Origin of the sequence: Agromyces flavus (assembly GCF_900104685.1) — a bacterium.
GTDB lineage: Bacteria > Actinomycetota > Actinomycetes > Actinomycetales > Microbacteriaceae > Agromyces > Agromyces flavus.
This window is the reverse complement of sequence record NZ_LT629755.1, coordinates 820,454-832,366: the sequence shown is the minus strand read 5'-3', so window position 1 is coordinate 832,366 and position 11,913 is coordinate 820,454. Positions and strand designations below refer to the sequence as shown.

The 11,913-nt window shown below is 69.9% G+C and carries 9 protein-coding genes and 1 tRNA gene; 7 read left to right on the top strand and 3 right to left on the bottom strand.

Annotated features, from left to right (window positions below):
• The first annotated feature begins 219 nt into the window (after positions 1-219).
• From BLT99_RS03975 to BLT99_RS03960, 4 genes are all read left to right on the top strand, one after another.
• Complete coding sequence (locus tag BLT99_RS03975) at positions 220-3,276, top strand: MFS transporter (protein ID WP_133988553.1); 3,057 nt, start codon at positions 220-222, stop codon at positions 3,274-3,276.
• 189 nt (positions 3,277-3,465) lie between these two features.
• Positions 3,466-4,647 carry a flavohemoglobin expression-modulating QEGLA motif protein gene (locus tag BLT99_RS03970; protein WP_092669490.1) on the top strand — a complete coding sequence of 394 codons (1,182 nt, stop codon included), beginning with the start codon at positions 3,466-3,468 and terminating at the stop codon, positions 4,645-4,647.
• Positions 4,644-5,642, top strand: coding sequence for an ATP-grasp domain-containing protein (locus BLT99_RS03965; protein ID WP_092669489.1), 999 nt, complete (start codon positions 4,644-4,646; stop codon positions 5,640-5,642). Before BLT99_RS03970 ends, BLT99_RS03965 begins: the two co-directional genes overlap by 4 nt.
• 22 nt (positions 5,643-5,664) lie before the next feature.
• Positions 5,665-6,852, top strand: a complete 1,188-nt coding sequence (locus BLT99_RS03960) for a serine hydrolase domain-containing protein (RefSeq protein ID WP_092669483.1) — start codon at positions 5,665-5,667, stop codon at positions 6,850-6,852.
• A gap of 135 nt (positions 6,853-6,987) precedes the next feature.
• Here the strand turns inward: BLT99_RS03960 and BLT99_RS03955 are convergent.
• The 3 genes from BLT99_RS03955 to BLT99_RS03945 form a co-directional block, all read right to left on the bottom strand.
• Positions 6,988-7,059: transfer RNA gene (locus BLT99_RS03955), tRNA-Gln, on the bottom strand.
• Positions 7,060-7,145: 86 nt separating this feature from the next.
• Positions 7,146-8,663: a glutamate--tRNA ligase gene (gene gltX / locus BLT99_RS03950; RefSeq protein ID WP_092669482.1), complete on the bottom strand. Its 1,518-nt coding sequence runs from the start codon at positions 8,661-8,663 to the stop codon at positions 7,146-7,148.
• Complete coding sequence (locus BLT99_RS03945) at positions 8,656-9,645, bottom strand: LysR family transcriptional regulator (RefSeq protein ID WP_092669480.1); 990 nt, start codon at positions 9,643-9,645, stop codon at positions 8,656-8,658. Before BLT99_RS03945 ends, gltX begins: the two co-directional genes overlap by 8 nt.
• Before the next feature lie 82 nt (positions 9,646-9,727).
• On the opposite strand from BLT99_RS03945, the gene BLT99_RS03940 reads away from it, so the two are divergent.
• From BLT99_RS03940 to BLT99_RS03930, 3 genes are all read left to right on the top strand, one after another.
• Positions 9,728-10,798, top strand: a complete 1,071-nt coding sequence (locus BLT99_RS03940) for an aminotransferase class V-fold PLP-dependent enzyme (RefSeq protein WP_092675580.1) — start codon at positions 9,728-9,730, stop codon at positions 10,796-10,798.
• A gap of 108 nt (positions 10,799-10,906) precedes the next feature.
• The gene (locus tag BLT99_RS03935) at positions 10,907-11,263 is read left to right on the top strand and encodes an SPW repeat domain-containing protein (RefSeq protein WP_092669478.1); all 357 of its coding nucleotides are present in this window, start codon (positions 10,907-10,909) and stop codon (positions 11,261-11,263) included.
• A gap of 64 nt (positions 11,264-11,327) precedes the next feature.
• Positions 11,328-11,912, top strand: a complete 585-nt coding sequence (locus BLT99_RS03930) for a TetR/AcrR family transcriptional regulator (RefSeq protein WP_092669471.1) — start codon at positions 11,328-11,330, stop codon at positions 11,910-11,912.
• Position 11,913: the final 1 nt, after the last annotated feature.

Genomic DNA, 11,913 nt, shown 5'->3' with positions numbered 1-11,913 from the left:
CGGTCTGCTCGGTCACGTTCCTCCTCCTGGGCAGCCGCGCGGAGCGGCCCCACCTATGGCCAACGCGAGGATGCTCCGGGCATTCCCGGGCACGCTCAGCTGGTCGGGCCATCACCCGGGGGGCGCGCGGGCCGAAGGCCGGATTGCCCCCGATCGGGGCGCATCGCACGATGAGCGCTCGGCGTAAGATCCGGCCAAGTCACGCAGACGGGGGGACGCATGACTGTCAGCGATGGTGCCGCCGCGCCGGCACCCGAACTGCCGTCGGACTCGATAAGCGCGTGGGTGGACGCACGCAGGCCGCGTGCCGCCCGGGTGTTGACGGCGGTGTTCCTCCTGCTGGCCGCGTTCATCATCGTGCTCGAAATCGATCGACTGATCGCCGGATCGTTGAGTCAGGATGGTGCCGGCTCCCCGCTCGGCAGCGTGATCGGGCCGTTCGCGCTGGCGAGCCGAGAAGCGTGGGGTTACTGGGCGTCGAACGCCGCAGCCGGCACGGGATCGGTGGCCTGGCTCATCGGGATCTCGCTCGCAGTCGACCTGCTGATCATCGTGGTCTACGTTTGGATCTTCCGCCGCCTGATCAAGCGCATGACCCCGGCCCGGAGACCGGCAGCGAGCGCCACGCTCGTGGCAGCCGTCGTTTTCGAGGCGGTCGAGTTCGTACTGCTCGTCATCGGCGCCATCCTCCTCGCGTCTGGCGGGGCAGGCCACGTCATCGTGACATCCGAGCTGTTCGGCGTGCTGGTGGCATGCGCTTCCACCGGGAAGTGGGTGTTCCTCGCGCTGCTCGTCGTACTCCTCCTGCGTGATCACGTGGAGGGCGTACGCCGTTCGGGATCGCGAGGGTTCATCGCAGAGCTCTCAGTGCGAATCGGCCAGGCACTCTGGGTGCATCGTCTGTCGGCATTCCTGATCGCGGGGCTCTTCCTGTTCGCATGCATCCCATCCGACGGCGTGCTCGACCAGCTCCCCGACATTCAACGTCAGTGGGTCGGTATGGGTTGGCCCGGTCTGGGTCATGCGATCGCCGCCGGCGCCGCGGTCGGTGTGGCAGCGCTGTGCGCGCTCGTGCTGGGGCGCGCGCGCTCTCGCGCGCTGGTGTCGGCGGCGGACGGATTCAACTCCTACGCCGTGCCGACGAGCGGCCGCGACGTGATCTGGTGGCTGGTGCCGATCGGAATCTGGGTCGTCCTCTTCCTCCTCACCCTGCGAACGACCGGTGATGCGGGGTTCGCGCCGATCGCCGCGGTGTTCCTCGCCATTCCGGCGATCGTGATCGCCTCGTACTTCGTCACGGCATGGTGGCCGTCGAACATCGATGGACGCGTCGACTATCCAGTGCGTGCGGAGTACGCATGGCTGGTCGGCGACCTGACCGCCGCGGCGACCGTGGGCATCGGCGGGCTCGGGTTGATACGGTCGTTCACCGCGCCTGTGCTCGCCGGGCCCGGTCTCAGCGGCGGAGGCTGGCCGTACGCCGGATCTCTGGCTGCGCTCATCACTGGCGTCGTCGTGGTGATGGCGGCGCCGAGGATCGTGCTGTGGCACGCCGTTCCGGATCCGCTCCTCGATCCGGCGCAGCGCCTCGACCGCCCGGAGGATGCCGCGCTCGCTCATCGACACCGGACCCTCCTCGTAATCTTCTTCCTCGCCGGCGTGGCCATCCTCGCGTTCCTCGCGTTTTTCCCGATCCAGCTAGCAACCTTGCTCGGCGGGGCTGCCGTCACCGTGCTCGCGCTCACTGCGTGGGGCGCGGTGCTCGGCGCGTTCACGGTGGCGGTGCAGGACCGGCAGCCGGCGCCGCTCTTCCGCGTGATGCGCTTGCGCGCGAATCCGGTGCTGACGCTCGCGATCACGATTCCGCTGATCGTGTCGATGATCCTGGCGCTGGTCGACCGCGACGACCCGGCGCTGCACGCCGCCCGGGGAGCCGTCGAGGCGTCCCAGACCGATGACGCAGGGGAAGATGAGGGCTTCCGTTCGGTGGTCGATACACGCCTGGCCGCGCTCGCCGAAGCCGGATGCCTTGCCGGCACCAACGGGGGCGAGACGTTCATCCCGGCGGTGGTCGTGGTCGCCGAGGGCGGAGGCATCCGCGCCGCGTACTGGACGACCCGAGCACTCGAGGCCCTTCGCGACCATGGTGGATGTCTGGCCGACTCCATCCTCTTGAGCAGCGGTGTCAGCGGCGGCTCGGTGGGCCTTGCCGCCACCGCTGCCAGCACGAAGGAATCCGGCGCGAAAGCGGATCTGCGAAAACTGGCCGGTCCGACGACCGTGGGGACCGGCGTCGCGGCTCTGCTCGTCGGCGACCTGCTCGCAACCGACACCGGCGTCCACTTCCCATCACTGTGGAAGAACAAGACGGCATGGCAGGATCGTGCCGCGCTCATCGAGCAGACGTGGATCGACGCGGTTCCCGGCCTCGCGGATCCGGTTGCGCTCGCGGCGTCGGATCGCATCGGCATCCCGGTGCTGAATTCGACCGACGCGCGGAGCAAGTGCAAGCTGCTCGTCGCGAGTCACGTCGCCGGGTCGGGCGAACTCACGTGCGCATCGGGCGCGATGTCGCCCGCGGCCACGCTCCCGATGGGCTCGGGCTGCTTCGCCCGAATGGATTGGGCGACCTCGGCCATGCTGTCCGCCCGGTTCCCGATCATCACGCCGGCCGCTCGCCTGGGCGAGCGCGACGGATGCGGCACGGAAGACCTGCAGCTGATCGACGGAGGATATGCCGAGGGATCGGGACTCGGCACCGCCGCCGATCTCGCACCGACGATTGCCGATGCGATCGCCGAATGGAACATGGAACACGATGATGCGAATCCGATCGTTCCCGTCTTGGTGTTCATGAAGAACTCGGCGGGATACGACCTTCGGGAGGACCTGGACGCGGTCTCCGCCGAGCCGCTGGTCCCCGTCGTCGGGTTCGCGGCGGCGTCGAAGCAGGCGGCGCAGTCGGCCTGGATCCAACGCATCGGCGGCGCCTTCGGAACGGTTGGCACAGGATCGGATGCCGCGAGTCAGGCCATCGACGATATCCACGACGTGTTGCCCGCCCTGACCGTCGTCGTCGCACCATCGACCGAGCCCGCGGTCGTGCCGCCGCTCGGCTGGGCATTGTCCGGATACAGCACCGGAAGCCTCGACCGCGCGATCGCGACCCAGCTTTGTCCGTCTCTTCGCGATGGCGTGCCGACGCTGCGGAGCCTCACCGCGATGGTTCCGGACGCGACGCCGGCGGAGTGTTCGGACCGGGCGCAGACCGACTGACCGCTCAGGCCTCCCGACACGCTCACGGTCCGGTAAGGCCCCGAAGCATCGCCTGCTGTGTGAGAGATCGCCACTCAGCTCGTTCTGGTCGCGCGAGTCGCATGGAAGGAGTCGACACCGCCGGAACCGTCGAGCTCGGACCGTGCAAGGGGTTGAGTCGGACCCACGACGCGTGAGTATGTTCGTGCCATGTCCTCGCCGACCGACCAGCTGGCGCCCGCGTTCGAGATCGACTCGCGGCTCACCGAGATCGAGCGCCGCGTGGATCTGCTCGTCAACGTGACTCCGCTCAACTCCGCGGAGGCGTGGGCGGACTTCGAACGGAGTGACTTCGGCACGGCCCCCACGCTGCGGCTGCGGCCGTTGGACTTCGACCCCGACCTGACGCGGCGTGACCTGTACAACCTCGAGGTCGAGAATGTCGACGATCCGGCGCTGCATTCCCTCTTCCGAGCGAAGCGGGACGAGATCGCCCGGCAGATCACCGCGTTGGAGGACCGCGACACGTCGCGGTTCCTCTACGGGTCGCTGCAGCTCTACGGAACGGTGGCCCCTGCGCTGGCCGCGGCGGCGGAGGAACTGCTCGAGACCATCCCCCCGCAGGCGCCGAGCACCCAGACCGTCACCGCCGGGGCGTTCGCCGACGCCGCCCGTGCGGAGTTCGAGCGCTACCGCGCCGTGTATCCGGACTTCCCCGTCCGCGTCGAGGTGCGCGACGACATCTCCGAGCTCATGGTGTCGTTCGGCCACCTGCTCATCCCGGAGTCCGCGGCGTTCCGGGCCGACCGTGTCGAGCCGTTGCTGCACCACGAGGTCGGCACCCACGTCGTCACCTACCAGAACGGTGCCCGGCAGCCGTTGGAGCTGCTCACCATCGGCCTTCCCGGTTACGACGAGACCCAGGAGGGCCTCGCGGTGCTCGCCGAGTACCTGACGGGTGGCTTGGACCCGCGGCGGCTGCGTGTGCTCGCGGCGCGAGTGGTCGCGGTCGGCAAGGTGCTCGACGGCGCGGGCTTCCTCGACATCTTCGAGTCGCTGCGGGCCGAACATCGCATCCCGGCGCGGACCGCGTGGTCGATCGCCATTCGCGTCGTCGTCGGAGGCGGCTCGGTGAAGGATGCGATCTACCTGCGCGGAATCACGCGGATCCTCGACGCACTTGCCGAGGGCAATCGCCTCGACGTCCTGCTGGTCGGCAAGCTCGCCTTGGACCACATCCCCTTGGTGCAGGACCTGCTCGATCGCGAGGTGCTCCATCCGCCGTGGATCCGGCCACGCTGGCTGGATGTGCCCGGTGCGCAGGAGCGTCTGGCACGTCTGCGCGAGGGCGCGTCGGTCACCGATCTCTACGAGGAAGGAGTGGCGGCATGAGGCTCGCTTTCCTGGTCAACGACGTCGACACCGAGATCGACGAATACGCGACCACCCGGCTCGCCAGGGCCGCATCCAGGCGCGGTCACGAGACCTGGTACGTCGGCGTCGGGGACTTCGAGCTCGGCAGCAGCGACGGGCAGTTCGCGGCCATGGCTCGCGCTGCGAGGTGGAAGAGCGACGACACCCTGGCGAGCTTCATGGAAGGGATCAAGGCGCGTGACGCCGAGCGCGTCGTCATGGACGACCTGGACGCGCTGGTCCTGCGCAACGAGTCGATCGACGACCTGCAGGAGCGACCGTGGGCCAGCCCGATGGGCGTGGTGTTCGGACGGATGCTTGCCGACCGAGGCGTGACGGTGGTCAACGACCCCGTGAATCTCCATCGCGCTACCAGCAAGCTCTACCTCGAGGAATTCCCCGAGTCGGTCCGACCACGGTCCCTGGTGACGCGAGATCCCGAAGCGATCGAGCGGTTCGTCGACGAGATCGGCCGCTCCGTCGTCAAACCGCTGTACGGGGCCAAGGGTCGCAACGTCTTCATGATCGAGGGCCCGGGAGAGACCAACCTGACGCAGATGACGGAGGCGGTGCTGCAGGAGGGCTACGCCATCGTCCAGGAGTTCATCGACGGAGGCGAAGACGGCGATGCCCGGATCTTCCTGCTGGAGGGTCGCATCCTCGAGCGCGACGGCAGGCAGGCCGCCTTCCGTCGCGTGCCCACCGGCAATGACCCGCGCGCCAACATCAGCAAGGGTGGTCGGTCGGTGCCCCTCGAGATCGGCGAGGCCGAGCTCGGCATCGTCGAGGCGATCGGCGACAAGCTCGTCGCCGATGGCATGTTCCTCGTGGGCATCGACGTGATCGGTGACAAGATCGTGGAGATCAACCCGGAGAGCCCCGGCGGGTTCCAGAGCGTCGAGCGGCTCTACGACATCGACATCGCCGAGACCGTTATCGAAGCCCTGGAGCGCCGGGTGGTCGCGGGGTCCTGATCCACTCCGCCGTACGGCCGCCATGCCATGTAGGGGGCGCCGTGGGATACTCCCGGGTGTGAGCACGCCGTTGCAGGAGCTCCTGGTCTCACACGTCGAGCGGGGGACCATTCTGGGCGCCGTTGCCCTCCTCGGTTCCGCCGATCACCCGCCCGACACGGTCGCAGTCGGCTCGATGGCAGTGGAGGGACCCCCGATGCGGCCGGATGCGATCATGCGCATCCAGTCGATGACGAAGGCGATCACCAGCGCGTCCGCCCTGCGTCTGGTCGCGATGGGACGGTTGGGCTTGGACGACCCGCTCGTGCGATGGCTGCCCGAACTGGCCGACCGTCGCGTGCTGGTCTCGCCCACGGCGGCATTGTCCGACACGGTGCCTGCGGCGCGGCCGATCACGTTGCGGCACCTGCTCACCAACACCAGCGGATACGGAATGATCCTCGTCGACTCCCCGCTGCGGCGCGCGATGGTCGAGAACGGCACCGATGCAGGCGTGGGTCCGGTCATGTTGGGCTCACAGGAGTGGCTGTCACGGCTCACCGACCTGCCGCTCGCGTTCCAGCCGGGTGAGGGATGGCGGTACCATCACTCCTTCGCCATCCTCGGCATCTTGATCTCGCGCGTCACCGGTCGGCCTGCCCGCGATCAACTGCGCGACGATCTGTTCCGCCCGCTCGGCATGGTCGACACCGGATTCCGCGTACCCGTCGAGAAGGTGCATCGGCTTCCGGCGGCGTACCGGCAGACGGAGATGGGCCCCACTGAGACCGAGCCGGCCGGTGGGGGGTTCCACGTTGGCGACCCACCGTTCGAGGAGAGTCACTCCGAGCTGGTGTCGACCGCCGAGGACTACCTGGGATTCCTGCGGATGCTGGTGCACGGCGGCGTCGCGCAGACCGGACCGGCACGAGGCGAGCGGATGCTTCCGATCGAGCTGGCCGCTGCGATGGTCAGCGACCAGACTCCCGCGGCCGCCAAGGCGCCCGACAGCTTCTTCTCCCCGACGTTCTGGGACGAGACGGGGTGGGGGTATGGCGTCAGCGTGGCGACGAGTGGCCCACACCGCGGACGGTACACCTGGTTGGGAGGGCAGGGGACGACCTTCCACGTCGACCCGGATGGCACCATCGGCATCCTGCTCACGCAGCGCGAGGTCGACGACGAACTCATGGGGCTCTTCTCGGAGTTCCAGGGCCTGCCTCGCGGCTGAACCGCCCCGCGCGGAACATCGGCCGAAGCTGCGAGATGCTCCGTCGAAAGCGGCACAGACCAGCTGAATCGGACATGCCGGGAGGATCGCTCCAGATACGCGAAAACCCCGGGCGTGACCGGGGCTTTCTCACTGCTGGGGTACCTGGACTCGAACCAAGAACAACTGAACCAGAATCAGCCGTGTTGCCAATTACACCATACCCCAATGGCCCCGGAACGAGTTCCCGGGCCGACATGTAACTCTAGCCTACGGTCGGACGCTCGCCAAAACGGCGAGGGCACCCGGGCGCGTCAGCCGATGAGCGCCGCGAGGCGGTCGATCCGCTCGAGCGAGTCGACGCGGCCGAGGATCTGCATCGACTCGAAGAGCGGCGGCGAGACGCGTCGTCCGGAGATCGCGACGCGGATCGGGCCGAAGGCGACACGGGGCTTCAGGCCGAGTCCGTCGACGATCGCGTCGCGCAGCGCCTCCTCGATCTCGTCGGTCGTCCACGACTCGCCCGGGAGCCGCTCGAGCGCCTCGCGCGCGGCCGCGAGCACCGCGGGAGCGTCGGCCGGAAGCGACCCGACGGCCGCCTCGTCGTACTCGAGGGTCGCGGCATCCGTGAACAGGAAGCCCAGCATGCCAGGTGCCTCGCCGAGCAGGGCGATGCGCTCCTGCACGAGCGGTGCGGCCTCGGCGAGGATCGCCTCCTGGCTCGGGGTGAGGGGCGAATCGACGACGCCGGCCGACTGCAGGTACGGCACCGTGCGTGCGGCGAAGTCCGCGACATCCAGCCGGCGCAGGTGGTCGCCGTTGATCGCCTCGGCCTTCTTCAGGTCGAAACGGGCGGGGTTGGGGTTGACGTCGGCGACGTCGAACTTCGCCACGAGCTCGTCGCGGCTGAACACGTCGCGGTCGGCCGAGAAGCCCCAGCCGAGGAGCGAGAGGTAGTTCACCAGGCCCTCGGGGATGAAGCCGCGGTCACGGTGGTGGAAGAGGTTCGACTCGGGATCGCGCTTCGAGAGCTTCTTGTTCCCCTCGCCCATCACGTACGGCAGGTGGCCGAACCGCGGGATGGAGCTCGCCACGCCGACGTCGATGAGCGCGTGGTAGAGGGCGATCTGCCGCGCGGTCGACGAGAGAAGGTCCTCGCCGCGGAGGGCGTGCGTGATGCCCATGAGCGCGTCGTCGACGGGATTCACCAGCGTGTACAGCGGCGCGCCGTTCGGGCGCACGACGACGAAGTCGGTGGTCGATCCGGCCGGGAAGTCGATCGGCCCGCGCACGAGATCGTCGAAGCCGAGGTCGAGGTCGTCGGGCACCAGCAGCCGCAGCGCGGGCTCGCGTCCCTCGGCCCGGTACGCCGCCCGCTGCTCGTCGGTGAGGTCGCGATCGAAGTTGTCGTACCCGAACTGCTTCGGGCGGCCCGCCGCCTCGTTGCGCGCGTCGATCTCGTCGGCCGTGGAGTAGCTCTCGTACACGTGCCCGGCCGCCTTCAACCGCTCGACGACGTCGCGGTAGATGTCGAGGCGCTGCGACTGCCGGTACGGTGCGTGCGGCCCACCGACGCCGATGCCCTCGTCCCACTCGAGGCCGAGCCAGGTGAGCGCGTCGATGATCTGCTCGTAGCTCTCCTCGGTGTCGCGCGCCGCATCGGTGTCCTCGATGCGGAACACGAACGTGCCACCGGTGTGGCGCGCGTACGCCCAGTTGAAGAGGGCCGTGCGCACCAGGCCGACGTGCGGGGTGCCGGTGGGCGACGGGCAGAAGCGCACGCGGATGTCGCTGCCGGTCGCGGTGGTCGTGAGGTCGGTCGTATCAGGCATCGCCGTCAATGTTACGGCCCGCGGATCGCGCGGTCCGACGGCCCACCAGACGGGTGAGGAGGTCGGCGGCGACCGCCACGGCCGGTATCCCTGTGCCGCCCCTGGCCGCGACGAGGTGCAGGGTGCGCCGGTCGTCGTTGACGGTGGCGCGCACCGCGACTCCGGGCCGGGCACCCGCCGACTCCACCGCGAGTCCGGGCAGCACCGCGACGCCCAAACCGCTCGCGACGAGCTCCTCGACGGCGACGAAGTTGTCGGTCTCCACCGCGATGGTCGGCTCGAAGCCGGCGACGTCGCACAGCTCGAGCAGGTGGCCGCGGCACCGGGGACAGCCGGCGATCCACCGCTCCCCCGCGAGGTCGGCGAGGTCGACGGCGTCGCGCGCGGCGAGCGGATGGTCGGCCGGCAGCACGACGTGCATCGGGTCGACGCCGATCGCGCCGACCTCGAGTCCGCGGGCGCTCTCGCGGTGCGGGTCGCTGCGGTCGCCGGGATAGCTGAAGGTGAGCGCGAGGTCGGCACGATCCTCGCGCACCGCTCGCACCGCCTCGGGCGGCTCGGCCTCGACGAAGCTCACCTGCACGCCCGGGTGCTGCGCGGCCATCTCGGCCATGAACTCCGGGACGACCGTCGGCGACGCCGAGGGGAACGCCATCAGCCGCACGCGGCCGGACCGGAGTCCGCGGAGCTCCGCGAGCTCGCCGCGCGCGGCTTCGAGCGTGGTGGCGATCGTCGTGCCGTGCCTCGCGAGCAGCCGGCCGGCCGCGGTCAGGCGGATGCCGCGCCCCGTGCGCTCGACGAGCGCCATGCCGGCGCGCGCCTCGGCGCGGCGCATCTGCTGGCTCAGGGCGGGCTGGCTGAAGCCGAGCGCGGCGGCGGCTGCGGTGATGGTGCCGTGGTCGGCCACCGCTCGGAGCACGATCAGGCTCATTGCGTCGAGATCGGCGGCGCCGGGATGGATCGGGTCTGCGGCGGCGGGCATGACCCAACGATAAGCCCTGCTTATGCAATCGATCCAGAGGCAGGTCTCGACGAATCGGATGTCGCGGCGCAGGCTGGTCCACATGCGAACCGAGACCCCATCCACCGCTCGAACCGCTTCGCGTGCCCTGCCGGAACTGCGCTTCGCCGCCGGCCGCGGCTATCTCGCCGCGTGCACGCTCGGCATCCCCGCCGCGGCGACCGTCGAGGCGCTCGAGCACGACCTCGCGCGCTGGTCCTCGGGGTCGGCGTCCGCTGCGGAGTACACCGGAGTCGTGAAACGCGCCCGCGGCCACGCGGCGACACTGCTGGGCGCATCGCCCGATCGCGTCGCGGTCGGCTCGCAGATCTCACCGTTCGTCTCCCTCGCCGCGGCCTCGGCACCCTCGGGCGCCGAGATCGTGTGCGTCGACGGCGACTTCAGCTCGGTGGTCGCCCCCTTCCTCGCGCGCGGCGACCTCAGCGTGCGGCACGCCCCGATCGACCGACTCGCCGACGCGATCGGACCTCGCACGTGGTTGGTCGCGTTCTCGCTCGTGCAGTCGGCCACGGGCGAGCTCGCGGATGCGACATCCGTCATCGCCGCCGCCCGGTCGGTCGGTGCCCTGGTGCTGATCGACACCACGCAGGCCACGGGCTGGATGCCGACGGACGGCCTGGACGCCGACCTGATCGTGTGCCACGCCTACAAGTGGCTGTCGGCGCCGCGTGGCGCTGCGTTCATGTCGGTGAGCGACCGGGCGCTCGACGAGCTCGTCCCGCTCACCGCCGGCTGGTACTCCGGCGAGGATCCGTGGGCGTCGTGCTACGGGCCCGATCTGCACCTCGCCGCGGGCGCGCGCCGGTTCGACGTCTCGCCCGCGTGGCACGCGTGGGCCGGCGCCGAGGCTGCGCTCGGACTCGCCGCGAGCCTCGACATGTCGGCGGTCCGCGAGCATGACCTGGCACTCGCCGCCGCGTTCCGCGAGCGCCTCGACCTCCCCTCGGCGCCGAGCGCGATCGTGACGTGGGCCGACGCCGACGGAACCGACCTCGCGCGCCTGACCGCGGCGGGCATCACGGCGTCCGGACGTGCCGGACGGGCGCGCGTGGCGTTCCACCTGTGGAACGACCTCGACGACGTCGACCTCGCCGCCCGCGCGCTCGGCCGCTGATCGCGCCGATCGTCCGGTCGGATCTTGACCGGGCGGTCAGTCGGGAATAGCGTCGCAAATGGACCCCCGGATCGGGAGTCGCCACCTGTCGAAGGAGGGTGAGTTCGAATGCGGAAATGGACGCGTTGGGAGGACTGGGTCGCCGTCGGCGTGGGCGCCGTCGTCGCCCTGTCCGGAATCTTCCTGGAGCGCGAAGGCGCCTCGATGGTCTGGATGCTCGTGCTCGGCGTCCTGCTGGTCGCCTCCGGCCTCGTGAACCTCGCGATGCCCGGCCTGGTCGCCACCGAATACGTGCAGCTCGGCCTCGGCGTACTGCTCTTCATCGCCCCATGGATCGGCGGCTACGCCTCCGAGATGGGGACCACCGCGTGGATCTCGTGGATCGGCGGCGCCGTCGCGGCGATCGTCGCGGCGCTGGCCATCAGGCCGGCGATGCACATGCACGACCAGGCGATCCCGCACTGACACGGCACGAGCAGCGGGGGCGGCGGATGCGACCGGCGCCCTCGTCGCTCGCTCGGGAGGCCCCATGACCCGCAACCCGCAGACGCGGACGCGCATCCTCGATGCGGCCGAGCGCCTCTTCGCGGAGCGCGGCTTCGACGCGACGCCCACGGCCGCGATCGCCGACCTCGCGAGCGTTCCGAAGGGCCTGCTCTTCTACTACTTCCCCAGCAAGACCGATCTACTCCGCGCGCTCGTGACCGAGCGCCTCGACCTCGATCCGATCGACACGACCGACCTCGTGGCGCCGGGCGATCCGGCCCGCACCCTGCTCAACGTCACGCGCCGACTCCACGAACTCCAGGAGGCGTCCGAGGTGCGACGCGTCATCGTCTGGCGGGAGGAGCGCACGCATCCCGAGGTGCGCGCGAGGCTCGGCGACTACCGCCGGCAGCTGCAGAACATCGTCGAACGCGTGCTCGGCGCGAGCGTGATCCATCCGATCGCCGCACGTCGCCTGCGCACCGCCGCCGCGGCATGGGTCGCGATCATCACGGCCGCCGCGCCATCCGCGACCGCCGACCGGGGGTCCGATCCGCGCGAGGAGCCCGCCGGACTGCCCGAACTGGCCGACCTCATCTCCGCAGGTCTGGGCGCACCCGGGGCCTGAG

Excerpts from the sequence above, each read along its gene's own strand:
- BLT99_RS03970 (WP_092669490.1), top strand. The coding sequence starts at position 3,466 with ATGTCCTCGCCGACCGACCAGCTGGCGCCCGCGTTCGAGATCGACTCG.
- BLT99_RS03940 (WP_092675580.1), top strand. The coding sequence starts at position 9,728 with ATGCGAACCGAGACCCCATCCACCGCTCGAACCGCTTCGCGTGCCCTG.
- BLT99_RS03975 (WP_133988553.1), top strand. The coding sequence starts at position 220 with ATGACTGTCAGCGATGGTGCCGCCGCGCCGGCACCCGAACTGCCGTCG.
- BLT99_RS03935 (WP_092669478.1), top strand. The coding sequence starts at position 10,907 with ATGCGGAAATGGACGCGTTGGGAGGACTGGGTCGCCGTCGGCGTGGGC.
- BLT99_RS03945 (WP_092669480.1), bottom strand. The coding sequence starts at position 9,645 with ATGCCCGCCGCCGCAGACCCGATCCATCCCGGCGCCGCCGATCTCGAC.
- gltX (WP_092669482.1), bottom strand. The coding sequence starts at position 8,663 with ATGCCTGATACGACCGACCTCACGACCACCGCGACCGGCAGCGACATC.
- BLT99_RS03960 (WP_092669483.1), top strand. The coding sequence starts at position 5,665 with ATGCCATGTAGGGGGCGCCGTGGGATACTCCCGGGTGTGAGCACGCCG.
- BLT99_RS03930 (WP_092669471.1), top strand. The coding sequence starts at position 11,328 with ATGACCCGCAACCCGCAGACGCGGACGCGCATCCTCGATGCGGCCGAG.
- BLT99_RS03965 (WP_092669489.1), top strand. The coding sequence starts at position 4,644 with ATGAGGCTCGCTTTCCTGGTCAACGACGTCGACACCGAGATCGACGAA.